Annotated in this window: 21 protein-coding genes; 8 read left to right on the top strand and 13 right to left on the bottom strand. The window is 61.2% G+C overall.

Going from position 1 to position 23,273, the window contains the following annotated elements; translation table 11 throughout:
- Positions 1–96: 96 nt before the first annotated feature.
- From erpA to rplM, 5 genes are all read right to left on the bottom strand, one after another.
- On the bottom strand, positions 97–459 hold the full coding sequence (gene erpA, locus O3299_RS26150) for an iron-sulfur cluster insertion protein ErpA (RefSeq protein WP_029496047.1): 363 nt from the start codon (positions 457–459) through the stop codon (positions 97–99).
- A 94-nt stretch (positions 460–553) separates the two neighbouring features.
- Entirely contained in the window at positions 554–943 is a 390-nt protein-coding gene (locus tag O3299_RS26155) for a polymer-forming cytoskeletal protein (RefSeq protein ID WP_077408960.1), read from the bottom strand.
- A 90-nt stretch (positions 944–1,033) separates the two neighbouring features.
- Positions 1,034–2,071 (bottom strand): N-acetyl-gamma-glutamyl-phosphate reductase, encoded by a 1,038-nt coding sequence (gene argC / locus O3299_RS26160; RefSeq protein ID WP_251350997.1) that lies wholly within the window; start codon positions 2,069–2,071, stop codon positions 1,034–1,036.
- A 169-nt stretch (positions 2,072–2,240) separates the two neighbouring features.
- Positions 2,241–2,633: a 30S ribosomal protein S9 gene (rpsI, locus tag O3299_RS26165; RefSeq protein WP_010393285.1), complete on the bottom strand. Its 393-nt coding sequence runs from the start codon at positions 2,631–2,633 to the stop codon at positions 2,241–2,243.
- 9 nt (positions 2,634–2,642) lie between these two features.
- Entirely contained in the window at positions 2,643–3,071 is a 429-nt protein-coding gene (rplM, locus tag O3299_RS26170; RefSeq protein WP_010393282.1) for a 50S ribosomal protein L13, read from the bottom strand.
- 225 nt (positions 3,072–3,296) lie between these two features.
- On the opposite strand from rplM, the gene O3299_RS26175 reads away from it, so the two are divergent.
- Positions 3,297–3,725, top strand: a complete 429-nt coding sequence (locus O3299_RS26175; protein ID WP_070278278.1) for an OsmC family protein — start codon at positions 3,297–3,299, stop codon at positions 3,723–3,725.
- Between the two features lie 160 nt (positions 3,726–3,885).
- Here O3299_RS26175 and coq7 read toward each other — a convergent pair whose 3' ends face one another.
- The gene (gene coq7, locus O3299_RS26180) at positions 3,886–4,530 is read right to left on the bottom strand and encodes a 2-polyprenyl-3-methyl-6-methoxy-1,4-benzoquinone monooxygenase (RefSeq protein ID WP_035824568.1); all 645 of its coding nucleotides are present in this window, start codon (positions 4,528–4,530) and stop codon (positions 3,886–3,888) included.
- Positions 4,531–4,615: 85 nt separating this feature from the next.
- Positions 4,616–5,047, bottom strand: a complete 432-nt coding sequence (locus O3299_RS26185; RefSeq protein WP_077399521.1) for a hypothetical protein — start codon at positions 5,045–5,047, stop codon at positions 4,616–4,618.
- A 148-nt stretch (positions 5,048–5,195) separates the two neighbouring features.
- Between O3299_RS26185 and O3299_RS26190 the strand changes: the two genes are divergently transcribed.
- The 4 genes from O3299_RS26190 (at position 5,196) to O3299_RS26205 (ending at position 11,861) form a co-directional block, all read left to right on the top strand.
- Positions 5,196–5,975: an ATP-binding cassette domain-containing protein gene (locus tag O3299_RS26190; protein WP_289919697.1), complete on the top strand. Its 780-nt coding sequence runs from the start codon at positions 5,196–5,198 to the stop codon at positions 5,973–5,975.
- A 3-nt stretch (positions 5,976–5,978) separates the two neighbouring features.
- Entirely contained in the window at positions 5,979–7,175 is a 1,197-nt protein-coding gene (locus O3299_RS26195; protein ID WP_077399518.1) for an ABC transporter permease, read from the top strand.
- 203 nt (positions 7,176–7,378) lie between these two features.
- On the top strand, positions 7,379–8,272 hold the full coding sequence (locus tag O3299_RS26200) for an ABC transporter ATP-binding protein (protein WP_077399515.1): 894 nt from the start codon (positions 7,379–7,381) through the stop codon (positions 8,270–8,272).
- A 10-nt stretch (positions 8,273–8,282) separates the two neighbouring features.
- Entirely contained in the window at positions 8,283–11,861 is a 3,579-nt protein-coding gene (locus tag O3299_RS26205) for a M1 family aminopeptidase (RefSeq protein WP_251350993.1), read from the top strand.
- 53 nt (positions 11,862–11,914) lie between these two features.
- On the opposite strand, the gene O3299_RS26210 is transcribed toward O3299_RS26205, so the two are convergent.
- The 4 genes from O3299_RS26210 to O3299_RS26225 all read right to left on the bottom strand — a co-directional run bounded on the left by O3299_RS26210 (position 11,915) and on the right by O3299_RS26225 (position 15,700).
- Positions 11,915–12,298 carry a hypothetical protein gene (locus tag O3299_RS26210; protein WP_251350992.1) on the bottom strand — a complete coding sequence of 128 codons (384 nt, stop codon included), beginning with the start codon at positions 12,296–12,298 and terminating at the stop codon, positions 11,915–11,917.
- Between the two features lie 170 nt (positions 12,299–12,468).
- Positions 12,469–13,932, bottom strand: a complete 1,464-nt coding sequence (locus tag O3299_RS26215; RefSeq protein WP_305063532.1) for a catalase — start codon at positions 13,930–13,932, stop codon at positions 12,469–12,471.
- 93 nt (positions 13,933–14,025) lie between these two features.
- On the bottom strand, positions 14,026–14,682 hold the full coding sequence (locus O3299_RS26220; RefSeq protein WP_305063533.1) for a DsbA family protein: 657 nt from the start codon (positions 14,680–14,682) through the stop codon (positions 14,026–14,028).
- A 148-nt stretch (positions 14,683–14,830) separates the two neighbouring features.
- Positions 14,831–15,700, bottom strand: coding sequence for an MBL fold metallo-hydrolase (locus tag O3299_RS26225; protein ID WP_289900438.1), 870 nt, complete (start codon positions 15,698–15,700; stop codon positions 14,831–14,833).
- A gap of 269 nt (positions 15,701–15,969) precedes the next feature.
- On the opposite strand from O3299_RS26225, the gene O3299_RS26230 reads away from it, so the two are divergent.
- From O3299_RS26230 to O3299_RS26240, 3 genes are all read left to right on the top strand, one after another.
- Positions 15,970–17,421: an alkaline phosphatase gene (locus O3299_RS26230; RefSeq protein WP_369812323.1), complete on the top strand. Its 1,452-nt coding sequence runs from the start codon at positions 15,970–15,972 to the stop codon at positions 17,419–17,421.
- 29 nt (positions 17,422–17,450) lie between these two features.
- On the top strand, positions 17,451–18,875 hold the full coding sequence (locus tag O3299_RS26235; protein WP_305063534.1) for an alkaline phosphatase: 1,425 nt from the start codon (positions 17,451–17,453) through the stop codon (positions 18,873–18,875).
- Positions 18,876–18,949: 74 nt separating this feature from the next.
- Positions 18,950–19,687: a hypothetical protein gene (locus O3299_RS26240; RefSeq protein WP_305063535.1), complete on the top strand. Its 738-nt coding sequence runs from the start codon at positions 18,950–18,952 to the stop codon at positions 19,685–19,687.
- A 69-nt stretch (positions 19,688–19,756) separates the two neighbouring features.
- On the opposite strand, the gene O3299_RS26245 is transcribed toward O3299_RS26240, so the two are convergent.
- Positions 19,757–22,423 carry a DNA topoisomerase III gene (locus O3299_RS26245; protein WP_077399489.1) on the bottom strand — a complete coding sequence of 889 codons (2,667 nt, stop codon included), beginning with the start codon at positions 22,421–22,423 and terminating at the stop codon, positions 19,757–19,759.
- A gap of 293 nt (positions 22,424–22,716) precedes the next feature.
- Positions 22,717–23,181: a DUF494 family protein gene (locus tag O3299_RS26250; RefSeq protein ID WP_099665525.1), complete on the bottom strand. Its 465-nt coding sequence runs from the start codon at positions 23,179–23,181 to the stop codon at positions 22,717–22,719.
- Between the last annotated feature and the right edge of the window lie 92 nt (positions 23,182–23,273).

The following is a 23,273-nucleotide window of genomic DNA, read 5'->3' on the forward strand; positions in this document are numbered from 1 at the left end:
CCTGAAAGACGTCCAGGGCAAGGCGCATTGCCGAAGACAGTACGGATAGTACGGCGAGGCAATGCAACGCCGCCATGGGCGTTTTCTCGGGTGTGCTTATACCGAGAAAGACGAACCGCAACCGCAGGTGGACGTCGCGGTAGGGTTTTTAATCACGAACTGCGCGCCTTCCAGGTCATCCTTGTAGTCGATTTCCGCGCCGACCAGGTACTGGTAGCTCATGGAGTCGATCAACAGCTGGACGCCGTTCTTGACCATGGTGGTGTCATCTTCGTTGACGATTTCGTCGAAGGTGAAGCCGTACTGGAAGCCGGAACAGCCGCCACCCTGCACGAACACGCGCAATTTCAGGTCGGGATTGCCTTCTTCCTCGATCAGCTGCGCGACTTTTTCGGCGGCGCTATCGGTAAAGATGATAGGCGAAGGGATCACATCTTGCATTTCAGCGACTGCATTCATTTCAGACTCCTCAGAAAACATAGCCTCATTATAGACTGTTGGCGCAAGTCACGCTGCGGCCGCCGCTGGCGCGGCTGGCGGGTGTTGTTCCTGCTCACATTTCCGACACGGCCAGGTGCAGCACGGGGTCGGCGCTGTCGTGGCGACTGAGCTTGCCCTGGACTTGCGCGCCGCTGTGCATTTCCAGCACCTTGTAATAGACCTCTCCTACAATGCGGGCTTTTGGCTGGATTTCAAGCATTTCGGACACATACACGGGGCCGTTGATCTCGCCGCTGACAACGAGGCTCGAGCAGCGCACCTCGCCATCGATGCGGCCCGCCTCGCCCAGCACCACATAGGTGGGGTCGCCCGGCTCGCCCGTGACGTTGCCGCGCACATGGCCGTCGATGCGCAGACCGCCGCAAAACAGCAAGTCGCCCTCGATCCGCGTGGAAGCGCCGATCAGGGTATCGATGGGGTTTTTCGCGTTGCGCTCGAACATGAACGTCATCCTGTCGGGGTACGTGGCAGTCCAATTTATCACAGGTCCGGCAAAAAGGCGCCGGACCTGCGCAAACGCCTGTGCCTATATTTAAGGCATCACGGCGATATGTTGCAAACCGGCCGTTTCTTTCAGGCCAAACATCAAGTTCATGCATTGCACGGCCTGGCCCGCTGCGCCCTTGACCAGGTTGTCCTGCACCACCAGCACCACGACGGTATTGCCGCCTTCGGGACGGTGCAAGGCCAGGCGCAGCATGTTCGAGCCGCGCGTGGAGCGGGTTTCCGGGTGCGAGCCGAACGGCATCACGTCGACGAAAGGCTCATCCTTGTATTGCTCTTCGAACAAGGATTGCAATTCTTCATTGCTGACATCCTTGTTCAGCTGCGCGTACAGGGTCGAATGCATGCCGCGGATCATCGGCACCAGGTGCGGCGTGAAGGTCAGCGCCACTTTCTCGTCCGTGAAACGCTGCAATTGCGCCGTCGTTTCCGGCAAGTGGCGGTGGCCGGCCACGCCGTAGGCCTTGAAGCTGTCGCTTGCCTCCGAGAACAGGATGCCGATTTCCGCCTTGCGGCCGGCGCCGGACACGCCCGACTTGCAGTCGGCGATCAAGCCGCCCGCATTGACCAGGCCTGCCTTGAGCAGCGGGTAAAAGCCCAGCTGCATGGTGGTCGGGTAGCAACCGGGGTTGGCGATCAGCTTCGCTTGCTTGATGTCTTCGCGGTTCAGTTCCGGCAAGCCGTACACGGCCTGTTCGATCAGTTCAGGCGCCGTGTGGGGAATCTTGTACCATTGCTCGAACTTGGCCTGGTCTTTCAGGCGGAAGTCGGCGGCCAGGTCGATGACTTTCACGCCGGCGGCCAGCAGGGCTGGAGCTTGCGCCATCGCAACACCGTGCGGGGTGGCAAAGAAGACCACGTCGCACTGCTCCAGATTGGCTTTGTCGGGCGAGGAAAACGCCAGTTTCACGTGGCCACGCAGGGAAGGATACATGTCAGCAACGGGCAAGCCATCTTCCTTGCGCGAAGTAATCGCCGTCAACTCGACATCTGGATGGGTAGCGAGCAAGCGCAGCAATTCCACGCCCGTGTATCCAGTGCCGCCGACGATGCCAACTTTGATCATGTTCTTTCCTTGTGTATATATTGCATAGAGATGGAGGGGAGACAGTCCCCGCGGGATTTCCGCGTATTTTACAGCGCAACGCCGAGTCACGCTGAAATGCAAAAAAGCCGCGAGACCGAAGTCCAGCGGCTTTTCGACCAGCACCCCGGAAGGTGCTGTAGCGTAGAAATTAACGCTTCGAGAATTGCTTTGCGCGACGTGCTTTGCGCAGACCAACTTTTTTACGCTCGACTTCACGTGCATCGCGGGTCACGAAGCCGGCTTTCGCCAGTTCCGGTTTCAACGCTGCATCGTAGTCGATCAGAGCGCGGGTGATGCCGTGACGAACTGCACCAGCCTGGCCCGACTCACCGCCGCCATGGACGTTGACTTTGATGTCGAAACGCTCGACATTGCCGGTCAGTTCCAGTGGTTGACGGATGACCATCAGACCCGTTTCGCGCGAAAAGTATTCGTTTGCTGGTTTGCCGTTAACAACGATCAAGCCTGTGCCAACTTTGATAAAAACCCGAGCCACTGCACTTTTGCGACGGCCGGTTCCATAATTGTAATTACCGATCATGTCAGTTCCTTAGAGAACAAGTGCTTTAGGTTGCTGAGCAGCGTGCGGATGGGAACCTTCCGCGTACACTTTCAGCTTCTTGATCATTGCGTAGCCGAGTGGGCCTTTAGGCAGCATGCCTTTGACCGCTTTCTCAAGCGCGCGACCTGGAAAACGCTGTTGCATTTTCTGGAAGTTGGTTTCGTAGATGCCGCCTGGATAGCCAGAGTGACGGTAGTAAATTTTCTCAGTAGCTTTGGTACCGGTCACACGCAGTTTGCCTGCGTTGATGACGACGATGAAGTCGCCGGTATCGACGTGAGGAGTAAATTCTGGTTTGTGTTTGCCGCGCAGTCGGAGTGCCACTTCGCTGGCAACACGTCCGAGGACTTTGTCCGTCGCGTCAACCACGAACCAATCGCGCTGGACTTCATGTCCTTTAGCGGAAAATGTTTTCATGTTGACTTCCTAATAGATTACACGCTCAAATGGTGGTTCCGCCGATGCTGCTATGCGGACTCTGCCTTATTTACTTTTCCTGAGCGAACGGAAAGCCGACAAGTATAAGCGGCTTTGCCTTGCCGCGTCAAGCTGCAATCGAGGCCGGCTGCGGCCCGGCGGGCGGCACATGGATGAGCATTCCTCTATTACAATACAAAACGCTTACAATTTTCGGAGAGTACGATGGAATGCAAAGTCAGCTGGAATGGCCCGTCGGGCATGAGTTTTCGGGCAGAAACGGGTTCCGGCCACCTGGTAACCATGGATGGCGCGCCCGACGGCGGCGGCCACAACCTGGCGCCGCGCCCCATGGAAATGGTCTTGCTTGGCACGGGCGGCTGCACCGCCTATGACGTGGTGCTGATCCTGAAACGCGGGCGCGAAGCCGTCAGCGGCTGCGAAGTGACCCTGAAGGCCGACCGCGCCGACACCGACCCGAAAGTGTTTACCAAGATCCACTTCCACTTCACCGTGCGCGGCAAGGCCCTGAAACCCACGGCAGTCGAACGGGCCGTGGCCTTGTCGCATGACAAATATTGCTCGGCGTCTATCATGCTGGCCAAGACGGCGGAAATCACCCATTCCTTCGAGATCATCGAAGAAAGCGCCTGACCAAACCTACTGCGCGTCGGTATAGGCGGCCTGCGATGCTCACCGTGCTCCAGCACGGTTGCGCTTCTCGACCACCTCTCCCTTCCGCTCGCTACGGTTTTGTCTGGCGTTTCACGGCTCAGGCATGCATAAAAAAGGCGCTCTTCAGAGCGCCTTTGTTTTAAATGTAATACGCGGTTTTCGTCATCACTTTCCCCATGATGCCCATCAACGCCTTCACGGGCGCCGGGGTGTCGATGGCGCCCAATCGCTGGGCGGCGGCGCCGTGTTCCACTTCATCGATGGCCATCTGTTTCACAATGGCGCGCGACTTGGCGTCCTGCGGCGGCAATTCCTGCAAGTGGCTGGCCAGGTGCGCTTCCACCTGGCGTTCCGTTTCCACCACGAAACCCAGGCTGCGGCCGTCGCCCATGCGCGCGGCGATGGTACCCAGCGCAAACGAACCCGCATACCACAGGGGATTGAGCAGACTCAGACGCGAGCCCAGCTCCGTCAAGCGCTGCGCCGTCCAGGCCAGATGGTCTTCCTCTTCGCGTCCCGCTTCGTCGAACTGGGCGCGGATAGCCGGGCTGTGCGCATAGCGCGCCTGCGAGTTGTACAGGGCTTGCGCGCACACTTCGCCCACATGGTTGACGCGCATCAAGCCGGCGCTGTGGCGCTGTTCGGCCGGGCTCAGTTCCGCATCGGGCGCATGCGCGGCCGGCGTGGGGCGCGAGGCCGAGGCCACGCCCGCCATGACGCGCAGGGCCTTGTCGGCGCCAACAATCAAACGATCCAGGGGGTCAAAGTGGCGGTTCGCGGTCATCGTGGCTATTCATGTAAGGGAAAACATGGATTATAGGACGATCAGGGCCAGCCGTACCCACGCCGCGCGCAGGGTGAACGGGGCTTTATTGACTTGTGCGCGCTTTTTCCCGCTCGATCCAGTCCACCACGGGGCCGACGGCGTCCAGGCCGGACAGGCTTTTCGCCACGCCCAGGTTCAGTGAAATCAGGAAGGAAATGCTGTCGACGGGGATGTCCGGGCAATGTTCGGCAAACGCGGCGCGAAAACGCTCCGCTTGCAGCACGCGCAAGACTTTCTCGCCGCTCATGAATTGCAACACGCTGGCGATGCTGTGCCCGCCACCGATCGAGTGGTAGATAAAACGGTTGTACTTCGCGTCGATCTGCTTGAAATCGAGGGTTTCCTCCGTCATCAGGCCCGCCAGGTAGTACAACCCCAGGCTGACGCGGAAGAAACCGATGGCTTCGGCACTGGTCATGCCGGCGCGCGCCACGGCCAGTACCTTGTCCTGCATCGCCTGATCGATCGTTTGCATTGCGCTCTCCCGCGCCGTCCGCCGGCGCCCACCGGGCCAGCTTGCATGAAGATGCTGTTTTTTTCAATAGACCAAACGATATTTCCACCTTGCAAGTTACATTTTTTGCATGCTACTCTCATTCTTCACCGTTAAATGGATGAAGCACATGATTGAGGTCAAGCACCTGGCAAAACGTTTCCGCATGCCGCCCCACAAGGGCAAGGCCGTGCACGTCAGCGATCCGCGCGAACACGAGGGCTGGTTTCACGCCGTGCGCGACGTCAGTTTCAGCTGCGCCCCCGGCGAAGTGCTGGGCCTGCTGGGCCCGAATGGCGCCGGCAAGACCACCACCTTGCGCCTGCTGTCGACGGCCTTGCAGGCGGACGCGGGCAGCGCCCTCGTCAACGGCGTCGACGTGCTGCGCCAGCCGCTGGTGGCGCGCCAGAGCATCGGCTTCCTGTCCGGCTCGACAGGCTTGTATGGCCGCCTGACGGCGCGCGAGAACGTGGAATACTTCGGCCGCCTGCATGGCATGCCGGCCGACAAGCTGAAACGCCGCTGCGACGAACTGTTTTCCCTGCTGCAAATGGAGGAATACGGCGGTAAGCGGGCCGATCAATTGTCGACGGGCATGAAACAGAAGTGCGCGATCGCCCGCACCGTCGTGCACGAACCGCAGGTGGTGATCCTCGACGAACCGACGACGGGCCTGGACGTGATGTCGGCCAAGATCTTGCTCGACTTCATCGCCAGCTACAAGGCGCTGCGCGTGCCGCTGATCTTTTCCACGCACCACCTGCACGAGGTGGAAAAGCTGTGCGACCGCGTCTGCATCATCAACCGCGGCACCACCGCCTTCAATGGCACGGTCAGCGAACTGCGCCACCTGGGCGGCAGTGCCGATCTGTACGACGCCTTTGTCAGCGTCATCAACCAGGGAGCCTGAGCCATGTGGACCATTTATGTGAAAGAGTTGCTGGAACTCACGCGCGACCGCAAGACGCTGATCTTCACCATCCTCATCCCCATCTTTGCCATGCCGCTGATCTTTGGCGGCTTCGCTTATGTTTCAAGCAATATGTTCAAGAACGCGAAAACGGCGGAAATGCGCTACGCCCTGTTCGGCAAGGACCATTCGCCCGGCTTGAGCGGGCGTTTTGCCCAACAGCACAACCTGCGCGAAGTGCCGCTGGCCAGCGAGGGCGACATCCGCCGCGCCATCGGCGACGACACCATCAAGTTCGCCGTCGTCATTCCGCCGCATTTTGAAGCATCGCTGCAGCAACAGCAGCAAACGAAGGTAGTGCTGCACTACAACAGCGCCAGCACGGTCGACGTGACCCAGCAGCGGGTGCGCGAGATCGTCGAGGCGTACAACGCCAGCCTGCGCGAAAGCGCGCTGTCGGCCCTGAACCTGAGTCCGGCCCAGCTGGCCTTTGCCCTGCACCCCATCGTGCTCGACAAACAGTCGACGGCCAACGAGCGCGAGCAGATGGGCGCCATCGTCGGCGGCATGCTGCCCTATTTGCTGCTGATGGTGTGCCTGACGGCGGCCATGTATCCGGCCATCGACCTGGGCGCCGGCGAAAAGGAGCGTGGCACGCTGGAAACCCTGCTGCTGGCGCCCGTGCCGCGCAGCGCCATCGTGCTGGCCAAATTCCTCGTGCTGTTTACGGTGGGCATGACGTCGGCCGTGCTGATGGTGGGCAGCATGGGCGCCCTGCTGGCCATCTTCGGCAGTTCGCTGGAAGGCAACATGGCCGTCATGGTGCGCAGCATCGGCTTGCCCGACCTGGCCATGGTGACCCTGATGCTGGTGCCAACGGCCGCCATCTTCGCCTCGCTGCTGCTGTCGATCTCGATCTACGCGAAAAGCTACAAGGAAGCGGCCGGCATGATCACACCATTGATGCTGTTCGTCATCCTGCCCACGGTAGCGGCCATGCTGCCCGGCGTCGAGCTGAACTGGATGTGGGCCATGGTGCCGCTGACCAACGTGTCGCTGGCCATGAAGGAATTGGTCAAGGGCACCATGGATTACCGCATGTTCGGCGTGATCCTCGCCTCGACCACGGTAATCGCAGGCGCCCTGCTGATGCTGTGCCGCTGGTGGTTTAACCGCGAATCGGTGCTATTCCGTAATTGAAAGTCACGCGGCGCGCCAGCGGGGCGAAACGGCCCCCCACGGAAGCCCCATACGGGCGCGCCGTCCACCCCGCCCAATTGCACTCTGGTCACGCGAAAATGCCGTGTATCGCATGCAACTGCCCAGTACGTCTTAAATTCAATACAATGCCAGCATACAGAAGCCCTGCACCATCGGGCTGCAACGCATGAGTTAGGAGTTGTATGGAATTGCAGATTCGCAAATTGTCGAAGACCTACGCGAATGGCGTGGTGGCGCTGGATAACGTGTCGCTGACGATACCGCCCGGGATGTTTGGCTTGCTGGGCCCGAATGGCGCCGGCAAGTCGACCCTGATGCGCACCCTGGCCACCTTGCAGGAATGCGATTCCGGCTCGGTCTTCTTCGGCGACTACGACGTGCTCGACGACAAGGACGAGATCCGCCGCATGCTCGGCTACCTGCCGCAGGACTTCGGCCTGTACCCGAAAGTGACGGCCTACGAGCTGCTCGACCACTTCGCCACCTTGAAAGGCCTGTCGCAGCGGGCGCGCCGGCGCGAGGTCGTCGATGGCCTGTTGCAGCAAACCAACCTGTTCGACGTGCGCCACCAGCGCCTGGGCAGCTTTTCCGGCGGCATGCGCCAGCGCTTCGGCATCGCGCAAGCCCTGCTGGGCGACCCGAAACTGATCATCGTCGACGAGCCGACGGCGGGCCTCGACCCGCAGGAAAGAGTCCGCTTCCATAACTTGCTGTCCGACATCGGCGAAGACAAGACGGTGATCCTGTCGACCCACATCGTGTCCGACGTGGCCGACCTGTGCGCCAACATGGCCATCATCAACAAGGGCCATTTGCTGCTGTGCGGCAAGACCCAGGAACTGATCGACGAAGTCAGCTGCAAGATCTGGGCGCGCTTCGTCGAGAAGAAAGAGCTGGCCAGCTTCCAGCAGCGCCACGCCGTCATTTCCACGCGCTTGCTGTCGGGCCGCACCTTGATCCACGTCTACAGCGACGACGACCCGGGCGACGGCTTCGAGGAAGCCATCGGCGACCTGGAAGACCTGTATTTCGCCACCATTGCCGGGCGCCACCGCGTCGCCCCGCAGTGCGACTGAGGGGCGCGCCATGTTTGCCATCGCCCGCTTTGAAGCGCGACAGCGGCTCAAGCTGCTGTCCACCTGGGTGTATTTCGCCATGTTCCTGGCGCTGGCCATGCTGTGGATGGCCGCCGCCGGCGGCGTCTTCAAGGAAGCGAGCATCAGTTTCGGCGGCAAGTTCCTGATCAACGCGCCCCGCTCGCTGGCGTTTACGTGCAGCCTGCTGGGCTGTTTCGGCGCCGTCGTGGTGGCCGCCATGATGGGCCGCTCGGTGCAGCAGGATTTCGAATACGGCATGCAGCATTTCTTCTTCAGCGCGCCGATCCGGAAATACCAGTACGTGTTCGGCCGCTTCCTTGGCGCCTGGCTGGTGCTGGCTGTCGTGTTTTCCAGCATCGTCATCGGTGCCTGGCTGGGCGCCTGGCTGCCCGGCATCGACCCGGAACGGCTGGGGCCGCAACGGGCGCTGGCCTACCTGATGCCGTATGTGTTTACCCTGCTGCCGAACCTGTTCATCTTTGGCGCCATCTTCTTCGTCATCGCGGCCCTGACGCGGCGCATGCTGCCTGTCTACATCAGCTCGGTGGTCATGCTGATCGGCTACCTGGTGGCCCCGTCCCTGGCGCGCGACCTCGACTACAAGACCCTGGCCGCCCTGATCGACCCCTTCGGCACCACGGCGCTGATACGCCTGACGGAATACTGGCCGAACGCGGAGCGCAACACGCGCCTGGTGACCCTGGAAGGCGTGTATTTGCTGAACCGCGCCATCTGGTCCGGCTTCGCCCTGGTGGCATTGCTGCTCGGCTACTGGCGCTTCCAGTTCCACGCCACGACGGACGCGGGCGCCGGCAAGCGCCGCAGCGAGGGCGACGTCCCGCTGCGCCTGTCGAACGCTTCACTGTCCACGCAGGAAACACCGGACTTCGCGCAGCGCAACCTGGCCGCCCTGCTCCTCAAGATGAGCTGGCTGAATCTGCGCGAAACCATCAAGAACATCTATTTTGTCGTCATTGTGCTGGCCGGCGTGCTGACCATGTATGGCGGCGCGCTCGACATGGGTTCCATCTATGGCACGAATACCTATCCCGTGACGGAAAGGGTGCTGGACATGGTCAGCGCCTCGTTCGCCCTGTTCATGCTGATCATTACCACTTTCTATGCGGGCGAACTGGTGTGGCGCGAACGCGAGGCGGGCACGCACTTGATGCTCGACGCCCTGCCCGTGCCGAACTGGCTGCCCCTGCTGTCGAAGCTGTTTGCGCTGATCGGCCTGCAGGCCTTGCTGAGCCTGGTAATCATGCTGTGCGGCATGTCGATCCAGGTTTTCAAGGGTTATTACCGCCTCGACCCCGGCCTGTACCTGGAATCGCTGTTCCTGTCGCACCTGCCGTCCTACGCGCTGATCGCCGTGCTGGCCATCTTTTTGCAGGTGTTGATCAATCACAAGTATTTGGCGTATTTCGCCATGATCCTGTACCACATCGCCAGCATCAGCTTTTCCTCGCTGGGCCTGGGCGACCCGCTGCTGCTGTACGGCAACACGCCGGACTTCGTGTATTCGGCCATGAACGGCGCCGGCCACTATCTGTTGCGCGAACGCTGGTACTTGCTGTACTGGAGCGGCGCGGCCGTCATGCTGACGGTGCTGTCGCTGCTGTTCTGGCCCCGCGGCGCGCAGGACAGCTGGCGCATCCGCCTGCGCCTGGCGCGCCACGGCCTGACGCAGGGCGTGCTGGCCAGCTTTGCCGGCGGCGCCCTGATCTTCGTCGGCGCCGGCGCGGTCCTGTTCTACGTCTACCACGTGGCCAACGATTACAAGTCCGAATTCGCGCGCGATGCGGACCGCGCCACAGTCGAGCGCCAGTACCGCAAGTTTGCCGCCACGCCGCAGCCGAGAATCACCGACGTGAAACTCGACGTGGCCATCTACCCGGCGCAGCGCACCCTGGCCGTCACGGGCCGCTATGTGCTGCAAAACAAGACCAGCCTGCCGATCAGCCATATTTTTGTGCAGCAAGATCCGAGCTCCACCATGCGCCTGCGTTTTGACGCGCGCGTGCATCCCGGCCTCGATGACGGCAAGCTGGGCTTTTACAGCTACCGCCTGGCCGCGCCGCTGGCGCCGGGCGCCACCCTGGGCCTCGATTTCGACGTCCGCTTTGCGCCGCGCGGCATCTTCGGCCTGGGCCAGGACACGCCCGTGGTGGCCAACGGCACCTTCTTCACGAATGCCGTGCTGCCCCACATCGGCTACCAGCCGCAGCAGGAATTGACGGATCCGCGCGACCGCAAGAAACACGGCTTGCCGGCGCGCGAACGGGCCTTGCCGCGCGACGATGCACGGGGGCTCGCCGACAATTACATCAGCAACGACGCCGACCGCATCAACTTCGACGCCACCGTCAGTACCGTTGACGGCCAGACGGCCATCGCGCCGGGCATGCTGGACAACGACTGGATCGCCAAGGGCCGCCATTACTTCCATTACACGATGGAACAGCCGATCCTGAATTTTTACGCGTTCCAGTCGGCCCGCTACGCCGTCAAGCACGAGCGCTGGCAAGACGTGGCCATCGACGTGTATTACCACCCTGGCCATGAATACAACCTCGATCGCTTCGTGCGCGGCAGCAAGGAAGCGCTCGAGTACTACACGAAGAACTTCGGCCCCTACCAGCACAAGGTCCTGCGCATCGTCGAATTCCCCCGCTACGCCACGTTTGCGCAATCGTTCCCGAACACGATACCGTACTCGGAAGGGCTGGGCTTCATCGCCAGGGTCGATGACAAGAATCCCAAGGATATCGATTATCCGTTCTACGTGACGGCGCATGAAGTGGCGCACCAATGGTGGGCGCATCAATTGGTGGGCGGCAATACACGGGGCGCTACCGTGCTCAGCGAAACCCTGGCCGAATATTCGGCCCTGATGGTGATGAAGAAAACCGTGGGGCCGGCCAAGATGCGCCGCTTCCTGCGCTATGACCTGAATCAATACCTGATGGGGCGCAGCGAGGAACGCAAGAAGGAATTGCCGCTGGCCGAGAATGAAAACCAGCCCTACATCCACTACAACAAGGGCAGCCTGGCCATGTACTTGCTGCAAGACATCATCGGCGAAGACAAGGTCAACGGCGTGCTGCGCGAATTGCTGAAGACGCATGGCCAGAAAGGCCCGCCGTATGCCAGCGTGACGGCCCTGATTGCCGGCTTGCGCCAGGTCACGCCGCCCGAGCAAGCTTACCTGATCGACGACCTGTTCGAGAAAATCGTGCTGTTCGACAACCGCGCCCTGTCGGCCACGGCCACGAAACGCAGCGACGGCAAGTACGCCGTCACCGTGAAAGTGCAGGCGAGCAAGTTGACGGCCGGCGAACAGGGAGAGGAGCACGACGCGCCCCTGCACGACTGGATCGAGATCGGCGTCGACGACGCGAACGGCCATCCGCTGCTGCGCGAACGCCTGCGCATGACGGCGCGCGAAGCGAGCTATACCGTCATCGTCGGCAGCCGTCCCGGCAAGGCGGGCATCGATCCGGACAACAAGCTGATCGACCGCAAGCCCGATGACAATATGGTCACCGTCGACATCGCCGAACCATGACAAAAAATGGCCACCCTGGATAGGTGGCCATTTTTTTTATTCTCAGGCGCTCATCAAGCCTCGGCGCAACGCGTCACCAGGCTCAGGCTGATGCCCATTTCCGTCAGGTGCTGCATGTCGGCCAGGGTCAGATCCAGCGGAGAGTCGACCGTGTCGTCGCCATTCAGCTCTAATTGCAGTTCGGCAACGATACGCGGCATGGTGAAGCTGACGCCGCGCGAGCGGCATTCGGCCAGGTAGCTGCGTATGCGCGAGGGCAATACTTGCGATTTGGATGCCTGCGCGATCAGCACCTCGAAGCCGGAATCGAGATGTACGCGGCCCGCGCCCTTCGCCTCGCCCTTGCGCCATTGCCGTTCCGGATCCGTGGGCAAGACTTCGAGGATGGATTTGAGCGTGGGGTCGTCCCCATGCACCGACAGCTTCGCCATATTCATATTACAAGACTTTCTAGTCAGGACGCTGCCAGGAAGGCCGCGCGATCATCAGACCGACAAGTCTACGCATGGGCGGCAAATATGTCCATACGGCAATATTTGGTATCTCCCTCTAATTTGTGCTGTATCAACAACAGGCGGAACAAGCTTGTTCCGCCTGCAACACATAATTACAGCACCACGCCACGCGCCTGCAAGGCGGCCCGCACGCCGGCGCCATACGCGGCATCGGCACGGTCGAAGTGGCCCAGCTGACGCTGCAGGGTTTCCGGCCGCACCTGGCTCAAGGGACCGGCCAGGTTGTCGAACAGGTTTTGCTTCGCCTGCACCGACATCAAGCGGAACAGATTGCCGGCTTGCGTAAAGTCATCTTCCACGCCGCGGCCATCGTAGCGCGCCGCGCCGCCGGCCAGGTCCAGCGCCGGCTCGCCGTGGCCCAGCCCTTGCGGCTGCGTGCCGGCCGCCGCCACGTTCGCATAGTTGCGCGCCGCGCCGCCATTGTTGATCGCCATGCCGCCATCGCGCTGCTGGTTGTGGAAGGGGCAGCGGGCCGCATTCACGGGCAAGTGCTGGTGGTTCGTGCCGACCCGGTACAGCTGGGCGTCATGGTAGGCGAACAAGCGGCCTTGCAGCATCTTGTCCGGTGAATACCCCATGCCGGGCACGGCGTTGGCCGGTGAAAAGGCCGCTTGCTCGACTTCCGCGTGGTAATTGTCAGGGTTGCGGTTCAGCTCGAAAATACCGACTGGCAGCAGCGGGAAGTCCGCATGCGGCCACACTTTCGTCAAATCGAACGGGTTCCAGCCCGTGCGCTGCTCCCATGCATCGAGTTGCTCCTGCGTCGCCACCTGCAGCTTGACTTCCCACTGGGGGAAATCGCCGCGCTCGATGGCGCCGAACAAGTCGCGCTGGGCGTAGTCGGGGTCGGCACCAGCCAGGCGGCCCGCCTCCGCGGCAGGCAGGTTCCTGATGCCCTGGCGCGTCTTGAAGTGCCATTTCACGTACACGCGCTGGCCGTCGGCATTGATCAGGCTATACGTGTGGCTGCCGAAGCCATCCATGTGGCGGTAGCCGTCCGGCGTGCCCCGGTCCGAGAACAGCATGGTGACCTGGTGCAAGCTTTCCGGCGCATGGCTCCAGAAATCGAACATCATTTCCGCCGATTTCAAGTTGCTTTGCGGATCGCGCTTTTGCGTGTGGACAAAGTCGGGGAACTTGATCGGGTCCTTGATGAAGAACATGGGCGTGTTGTTGCCAACCAAGTCCCAGTTGCCCTCTTCCGTATAGAAGCGCACGGCGAAACCGCGCGGGTCGCGTTCCGTGTCGGCGCTGCCGCGTTCGCCACCGACGGTGGAAAAGCGCGCGAAGGTGGCCGTCTGCTTGCCCACTTCACTGAACAGCTTGGCCTTGGTATGGCGCGAAATGTCGTGCGTGACGGTAAAGGTGCCATAGGCGCCCGAACCTTTTGCGTGCACCACGCGTTCGGGGATGCGCTCGCGGTTGAAATGCTGGAGTTTTTCGATCAGGTGGAAGTCTTGCAGCAGCAAGGGGCCACGGGGGCCGGCGCTGAGGGAATTCTGGTTGTCGGCGACCGGGATGCCCGAGGCGGTACTGAATGGCGGCTGTTGGCTCATGGCTGCTTTTCCTTCGTTGTTGACTAATAGAGCTAGTGTAACGAGGTCAACAACAAAGGAAAAGCTAATTGATTTTATCGAACCGATAGATATTTACAATGCACAGCCATGGGCGTCGCACACGCCGCCCAGTTGCGCCTGCAGTTTCGCCGGCTGGCCCAGGAAGCCGCCGATATCGATCACGGACAGCTTGCCGCTGCCATCGTCGAGTACGAACGTGGGAAAGCCCTGGCCGCCCACCTGCGCCAGCAAGGCGCGGCTGGCGTCGATATGCCGCTGCGTGGCGGCGCCCGCCTGTTGCGCATACGCGGCCTCGAAGGCGGCGCCGTCCATGCCCAGTTCTTGCGCCAGCGCCACCAGCACGGGCAGGTCGGCGATGCGCAAGCCGTCCACGTAATGGGCCCGTTGCACGCGTTGCAGCATGTCCAGGCCCTTGCCAGCCAGCGATTCGGCCGCCAGGATGGCCGTGATCGGCGGTTCGGAATCCATCATGGCCGTCGTGTCGTTCAGCAAGCCGTTGACATAGGCATCGCCAAACGGCTGGCCAGACAATTGCTCGATGCGCCGGTCATGCGGCAGCACATAGCCGCGCCAGGCGGGCGTGATCTGGCGGCGATTGCTGCCCGTCATCATGCCGCCGGCGTGGAAGGCCAGCGTCAGTCCGGGCACGGCGCGCGCCGCCTCGACCAGCGGCGCGGCGCCGTAGCACCAGCCACACAGGGGGTCGAAAATATAGTGCAGTGTGGGCATGACCCTATCCTTTATAAAACTAAAACAGATGACTTGAAAAACCGTAGCGAGCGGCGCTAGTTCTGGCTGAGAAGCGCAACTGTGCTAGGCACGGGGCCGCCGAGGCAGTGAGCATCGCAGGCCGGAAATCGCGTCGCGCAGTAGGTTTTTACCATTTCATTTCGCCTTTGGCGACCTTCGCGCTGGTCTCCAGGGCGCCATCGAGGCCCAGGCTCGGGTAATGCTGTTTCATCGCTTCGATCAGGGCGGCCGAATTGGCGGCCTTGGCCGTTTCCGCTTCGAACGTCACCAGGTAGTCACGCGTAAAACCGATGCTGTCCGGCGTCAGGGGCGAACCGACCTTGAAGTGGCCCGGTACGACGGTGACGGGTTTCAGGGCGGCGATGCCGTCCAGGGTCTTGAGCCAGTCCTGGCGCGATTGCAGGCTTTGCGTATCGGCCGTCCACACGTGCAAGTTGCCAAACAGCACCACGCCACCGACGACGGCCTTGATCGATGGAATCCACACATAGGTGCGCGCTGGCGTCGGGCCGGCGATGTCCAGCGACTGGCCTTCCAGGCTGATGCGCTTGCCCTTCAGCGCGTCGGGGATGACGATGCCGTGCGGCGCGTTGTCTTTCAGGATCGGGCCCCAGTAGGCGACCTTGGCGTCAGCCTTGCGGCGGATTTCCGCGACGGTTTCTGGCGTGGCAACGATTTTCGCCTGCGGGAACGCAGCCTTGATCACGTCGAGGCCAAAGTAAAAATCGGGATCGCTGTGGCTGATGTACACGGTCGTCAGTTTCTTGCCGCTGGCGCGGATCTTTTCCACCAGTTTTTGCGCTTCGGCGCGCGAAAATTGCGCATCGATCAGCACGGCGTCATGCTTGCCCGCGACCAGCACGGAAGCGACGGGAAAGATGGCCGCTTCGCCCGGGTTGAAGACTTCCAGGGTCAGGGGTGCGCTGGCGGCGGCCGAGGCGGCGCCGGCGGCAAACAGGGTGGAGACAAAAACGCTGCTGATGGATTTGGAGAACATGATGCGCCTTCACAAGATGATTGGGATGACTGCATCTTACGTTGCTCAAAGCGGTAGAAAAACTAGGTAAAGCGCAATAGTTTGTTGCTTATATCGATGTAATCACCCGATGACGAACACGCTACGGCGTATTTTTCAAACGACGGCGCGCGCCAAAGTCACGCCACTGCGGCGGCGTAGTGCCGTCGCAAAATGTGTCACAGCGTCATGAGGGTGTCACATTGGATTGTTATCTTGCTAGCTCTTTCAAACCTAGCCGGATGAACCACATGACACGCAGAAAAATTTCCGTCGCTGGCTGCAGCGTCGCCATCACCCTGATGCTGGCCGCCTGCGGCAGCGACGCAAAAAAAGAAGAGGCAGTGGCTGAAGCGCCGCCGAAAAACGTCATCTTCTTCCTTGGCGATGGCATGGGCCTGACCACCATGACGGCCGCGCGCATCTATTCCGTGGGCGAAGAGGGTGCGCTGACCATGGACACCCTGCCGGAAACGGCCTTCGTGAAAACGTACTCGAACGACGCGCAAGTGACGGACAGCGCGCCATCGATGGCCGCCTACATGACCGGCGTCAAGATGAACAATGAAGTCATTTCCATGTCGGCCAACACGGTCGCCATCGATCCGGGCACGGATGCGAATAACAACAAGCTGGTCAACAAATGCGGCACCGGCAACGGCACGCCCGCCACCACCTTGCTGGAACTGGCCAAGGCCAAGGGCTTCGCCGCCGGCGTCGTCAGCACGGCGCGCGTGACGCACGCCACGCCGGCCGCAACCTACTCGCACATCTGCCACCGCGACCTGGAAAACGATATCGCCGCGGCCTTGGTGCCGGGCGGCACGGGCTACAACAGCGCCCTGGGCACCACCGGCCTGGAAGTGGTCCTCGGTGGCGGCGCGCAATTCTTCACGCAATTCAAGGATGGCGGCAAGCGTTCCGACGGCCGCGACCTGATCGCCGAATTGAAAGCCAAAAGCTACACGGTCGCCAACAACGCCACCGACTTCAAGGCCGTCGATGCGGCCAAGACGGAGCGTTTGTTCGGCGTGTTCACGTCCAGCCACATGAGCTACGACCTGGACCGCGACGCAGCGAAGGAACCTAGCCTGGCGGAAATGACCACCAAGGCCATGGACGTGCTGGCGAAGAACAAGAAGGGTTACTTCCTGATGGTCGAAGGCGGCCGCATCGACCATGCGCTGCACGAAACGACCGCCAAGAAAGCGCTGCAAGACACCGTCGCGTTCGACAACGCCATCAAGGCCGCCATCGAAAAAGCCAAGCTGACCGATCCGACCCTGGCCAATACCCTGATCGTCGTCACGGCCGACCATGACCACACGCTGGTGCTGAACGGCTACGCCAAGCGCACGGGCAAGACGGCTGCCGGCAACCCTGGCGTGCTGGGCGTGGTGAAGAACTACGTGACCGGCGCGGTCGAGAAAGACCTGGATGGCGCACCGTATTCGATCATCGGCTTCGGCAATGGCGAAAACCGCACGCAATCGAGCCGCGCCGCCATGGCCAGCCTCGATGAAACCGTCACCAGCGCCAATAATTACCACCAGGAAGCAGTGATCCGCACCGCGGTCGGCAATGAAACCCACGGCGGCACCGACGTCTTCCTGGGCGCCATCGGCAAGGGTTCGGAAACCTTCCTTGGCACCATCGAAAACACCAAAGTATTCGGCCTGGTCAAGACCGCCGGCGGTCTGTAATCCCCAAGAGACAAGAATTGGACAAGCACATGAAACTTGCATCGACACCCGCCGCACTGAAATCGGCCCTGAAACTCTCCTTGCTGACCACGCTCGTGGCCGCCAGCGTCGCCAGCGCCTACGCCGCCGACGCCAAGAACGTCATCTTCTTCCTCGGCGACGGCATGGGCCCGTCCGTCGTGACGGCAGCGCGCATCTACCAGTACCAGGAAGACGGCAACCTGACGATGGACACGCTGGAGCGCACGGCGCGCATCAAGACGTTCTCGAACGATGCGCAAACGACGGACAGCGCGCCATCGATGGCCGCCTACATGACCGGCGTCAAGATGAACAATGAAGTCATCTCGATGGCGCAGGACACCATCGCCAAGGAACCGAGCCGCGACGTCAACGGCAACCTGGGCGTGGATAACTGCCCGGCCGGCGGCAAGAGCGCGCCGACCATCCTGGAACTGGCGAAAGCCAAGGGCAAGGCCGTGGGCGCCATCACCACCACGGAACTGACGCACGCCACGCCGGCGACGACTTTCTCGCACATCTGCAACCGCAATGCGCAATACGCGATCGCTGCACAAACGGTGCCGGGCGGCACGGGCTACAACGCGGCCCTAGGCGACGGCGTCGACGTGCTGATGGGTGGCGGCCGCAACCACTTTACGCCTTGGTCGGCCAGCAACAAGTATGGCCGCGCCGATGGCCGCAACCTGTTGACGGAATTTGCCGCCAAGGGCTACACCGTGGCCGCCAACAAGGCGGAAATGGCCGCGGCGCAGAGCGGCAAGAAATTCATCGGCCTGTACAGCACCCGCAGCCACCTGGAATATGAACTGGACCGCACCGCCACGCCGCCGCTGGGCGAAGGCGCGACCCAGCCTAGCCTGTCGGAAATGACGCTGAAAGCCATCGACTTGCTGTCGAAAAACGCGAACGGCTACTTCCTGATGGTCGAAGGCGGCCGCATCGACCACGCCTTGCACGGCATCAACGCCAAGCGCGCGCTGACGGACACCATCGCCTTCGACGACGCCATCAAGGTGGCCATCGCCAAGATCAAGGAAACCGATCCGACGCTGGCCAACACCCTGATCGTCGTCACGGCCGACCATGACCACACCCTGGCCTTCAACGGCTACGGCAAGCGCGGCAACCACATCCTCGACATCAACCGCGGCTACAAAGATAACCAGCCAAGCAAGGATGCCGATGGCAATACCTACACCACCCTGGTGTTCGGCAATGGCCCGAACCGCCCTGCCCTGCGCAGCAACGTCGACAGCGCCACGGCCCTGAAAGACAACTACCTGCAAGAAACAGGCGTGCGTCTGGCCAGCGAAACCCACGGCGGCGGCGACGTCAAGCTGCTGGCCACGGGCGCCGGCGCGAAGGCCTTCAAGGGCACCCTGGACAACACCAAGGTGTTTGACCTGCTGAAGGCGGCCTTCGGCTTCTGATCCACATCAACACGGTAACCCCACCGGGGCGGATGGCGTATGCCCTCCGCCCCTCTGCACGTAAAGGCAACACCATGAAATCGTCCCTGATCGCCGTCCTCCTGGCCGCCGGCTTTGCCGCCAGCGCGCAAGCCGCTCCTGCCACGCCTTCCGCTCCTGCCGATCTGGACCTGGGCATCACCTATTACAGCCGCGTCCTGACGCCGGAAGGCGTGACGCGCGAAAGCCGCTACGAAGAAAAGATGCTGCGCCGCCCCGGCCACGTGTGGGTCGAGCGCGTGCTGGCGCCGTCGACCGATGCGCATGCGGGCCACAAGCACGGTGAAAACAAGAAAGTGGCATTGAAAACGTCGACCGCGGCCACGCAGCATGAGCACAAGCACTTCAATCCCGTGCTGATACCGCGCCACGTGATGCTGGAAAAGAACACCGTGCGCGTGGAATACATCGATGCGCATGACAAGATCGTCGTCGCCATCCCCAAGGCCGAGTACGAAAACGTCAATTTCGACGGTTCCTGGGAAAACAGTTTTTATCTGCTGGACCCGAAACTGGTGGCCGCCATGCCGCTGTCGAAACAGGCATCGAACGTGACGGGCGCGCGCTGGCGCGAAGTGGAAAAGAATGGCGTGTTCCAGCGCATCCTGTGGGATGAGCAAAAACAGATTCCGCTGATCATCGAGAGCGGCGACCGCGCGAATACCTTCTATCGCCGGGTCGACGTCAAGCTGCAGCCCACCGTCAGCAAGGCGCAGCCGTGGGCCAACTTGCAGAACTACGCGCAGCGCGAGTATTCGGACTACCTGGACTAAGAGTCCTCGGGACGTAAAAAAAGCCAGGGAAATCCCTGGCTTTTGTTTGCCTGACTGGCGGGCGCCGGATTACTCCGCCGCTGCCGCCTTCTTCGCCGGCGCCTTCTTGGCGGCCGGCTTTTTCACGGCCGCAGCTTTCTTGGCCGGCGCTTTTTTGACGGCTGCCGCTTTCTTGACGGCCGTTTTCTTCGCTGGTGCCGCGCCTTCTTCGCCTTCGGCCTCGGCCGCTGCCGCCTTCGTCTTGGCGCCCGGCTTGGCCTTGCGCTCTTCAAACTCGAAGCTCACCTTGCCATCCTTGCCGCGCACGAGGAATGCCTTGAACGGGCGACGGGTACGCTGCGAAACAAAGCCCGGCAGCAAGTCCGTCTTGCCATCGTTGAGCAGTTTTGCCATTTGTTCCGGCAAGATTTCCTGCTGCAAGATGATACGGCCGCTGCGGAAATCGCACGTCTTCGGCTTGGCCACGCTGTGTTCGCACACATAGGCCAGGCCCATTTCGTACACGCCGGCGTTGCACTTGGGGCACGGTCCCACGGGCGTCTGGCCCGTGAAATCGACGCCTTCGCCATCTTCGCTCTCGTCGTTCTGGCCGAAATCGAATTCCAGCTTGAAATTCTTGATCTCTTCATCGCGCACGATGCGCAGGATGGCGGCGAACGGACGGCCCATCTTCGAGCGGAAGCCTTGCAGCGGGCCGATGGTGCGGTCCTTCAGCAATTGTTCCACTTCGGCGATTTCGAACTGGCGCGAACCCGGTGTCTTGCTCATCGAGAATTCGCATTTGGTGCAGGCGAAACGACGGTAGTTTTCCTTCACCACGCCGCTGCAATTCGGGCAGGGCGTTTCCAGGGTCGCGTAGTCGCCGGGAATGGTGTCATTATCGTATTCCTTGGCGCGCTTGACGATGATCTGCGTCATCTGCGCGATTTCGCGCATGAATTCTTCGCGCGAAATCTTGCCTTTTTCCATCTGCGACAGCTTGTATTCCCACTCGCCCGTCAGCTCCGGCGCCGTCAATTCATTGACGCCCAGGCCTTTGAGCAAAGTCATCAGCTGCGATGCCTTGGCCGTCGGAATCAATTCGCGGCCTTCGCGGATCAGGTAACGTTCCGTCAGCAAGCCCTCGATGGTGGCCGCGCGCGTCGCCGGGGTACCGAGACCCTTGCCGGCCATCGCATCGCGCAGCTCGTCGTCGTCGATCAGCTTGCCGGCGCCTTCCATGGCCGACAGCAAGGTCGCCTCCGTGAAGCGCGCAGGCGGCTTCGTCACCAGGCCGTTGGCGTTGACGCTTTCCGTCTGCACTTTCTCGCCCTTGGCGACGGGCACCAAGTTGCCGTTGCCATTGCTTTCCTTGTCGGCGTCCGTCGACGCTTCCTTGCCGTAGATGGCCAGCCAGCCCGGATTGGTCATGACCTTGCCTTCAGTCTTGAACTGATGGCCGGACACTTCCGTGTAGCGCGTGGTGACCTGGAATTCCGCAGGCGGGAAGAACACGGCCATGAAGCGGCGCGTGACGAGGTCATACAGCTTCTGTTCCGGCTCGGACAGGTTTTTCGGCGCGATCGTCGTCGGGATGATCGCGAAGTGATCCGAGATCTTGGTGTTGTCGAAAATGCGCTTGTTCGGCTTGACCCAGCCCTTGTCGATGATCTGCTTGGCGAACTGGTGGTAGTTGCTGTTGTCCTTGACCGTTTCCAGCGCCTGCAGCACGGTCGGCATGTAGTCTTCCGGCAGGTGGCGCGAATCGGTACGCGGATACGTCAGTACCTTGTGCTTTTCATACAGCGCCTGGGCCAGGCCCAGGGTGTTCTTGGCCGAGAAGCCGAAACGCGAGTTCGCTTCGCGCTGCAGGCTGGTCAGGTCGAACAGGCCCGGTGCCATCGAGGTGGTCGGTTTCGATTCTTCCGTGACATTGCCTTGGCGGCCGCGGCAGGCGGTGGCGATCGAGTCGGCAGCCGTCTTGCTCCACAGGCGCTCGGCGCGCTTCTCGGGGTCGTTCTCGTCCTTCTTGAACTTCGTGTCGAGCCAGCGGCCTTCATAGATGCCGGCCGCGCAAACGAATTCGGCGCGCACTTCCCAGAAGTCGCGCGGCACGAATTTCTTGATCTTGTCTTCGCGTTCGACCACGATGGACAGGGTCGGCGTTTGCACGCGACCCACGGTGGTCAGATAAAAACCGCCTTCTTTCGAATTAAACGCCGTCATGGCGCGCGTGCCATTGATACCGATCAACCAATCGGCTTCCGAACGGCAGCGGGCCGCATCGGCCAGCGGCAGCATTTCTTCATCGCTGCGCAGGTGCGAGAAACCGTCGCGGATGGCGCCCGGCGTCATCGACTGCAGCCACAGGCGCTTGACCGGTTGCTTGGCTTTCGCGTTTTGCGCGATCAGGCGGAAAATCAGCTCGCCTTCGCGCCCCGCATCGCATGCGTTGATGAGGGTGGTGACGTCTTTGCGTTTGATCAGCTTGTTTAATACTTTGAGGCGCGCTTCCGTCTTGGCGATCGGGTTCAGCGCGAAATACGGTGGAATCATCGGCAAGTGCGCGAAACTCCATTTGCCGCGCTTCACGTCGAATTCTTCCGGCACGGCGATCTCCAGCAAGTGGCCGACCGCCGACGACAGGACGTATTCATCCGATTCAAAGTACTCATCGTGCTTGGTAAAGCCGCCAAGCGTCTTCGCGATATCGTTCGCGACAGAAGGCTTCTCGGCGATGATGAGGGTTTTTGTCATATTTTTTAGTCTCGAAAAATGCTCTAGGATAGTTTCAGCATGCGCATCATACAGTGCATTGCCAGGCGCCGACGCTTTTGTCTGCGCAAAGCCTTGTGACTTGTGGTCTTGTCAAGCGGCCAATGATAAGCGCCTATTGAAGAATTCGGCAAGTTATCTGCAAGCAAGAATGCGCAAGCGCAAACACAACTGGCTGGCGGGCGTGCTGGTGCAGCACATGGTAATGGGGATGGCGCGGCAGCGGCGCCAGGGTCAGGCAGGCAGCGACAGCGGCCGCCAGCGACGTCTATATATTAGTGCAATAAGCGCGGCGGGAGGTCTTCGTCGTCGACAAACAGATCGTCGAACATCAGGGCGTCCGGTTCCTTGCCCTGGCTCCACAGCAGCATCAGCACGATGACTTTCAGCTTGCCCAGCGAAACGGGTGCCTCGTCGAGCGCCAGCGCCCGTTCGATGACGATTTCGCGCTGCAGCGGCGACAGCACCTTGGCGCTTTCCAGGAACTGGATGAAACCGACGGCGGCCGTGCCCAGCACGTCGCTTTCCTGCTGCACATAGAAGCGCGTGCCCGTGGAGCTGGCCGTCAGGGTTTGTTCGACGCCGGCCATGGCGTTCAAGTCCGTCAGCCAGACGAGCGCTTCGGAAATCTCCACGTCGTCGAAACCGACGGCCGACAGTTTGCGCGCCAGGACTGCCGGCTCGGGGCAGGCATCGGGGCGATAGTAAGTCTCGTAGAGGTACACCAGGATATCGAACATGGCTCTACTCTATCAGCTAAGTTCGCTGCGACACAAGGGTGTGCGCCGACAAAGCGCCCCCGTGCGGCAAGGCCGCCACACAAGTGACAAGC

This window comes from Janthinobacterium sp. SUN176 (assembly GCF_030587335.1).
Lineage (GTDB): Bacteria > Pseudomonadota > Gammaproteobacteria > Burkholderiales > Burkholderiaceae_D > Janthinobacterium > Janthinobacterium kumbetense.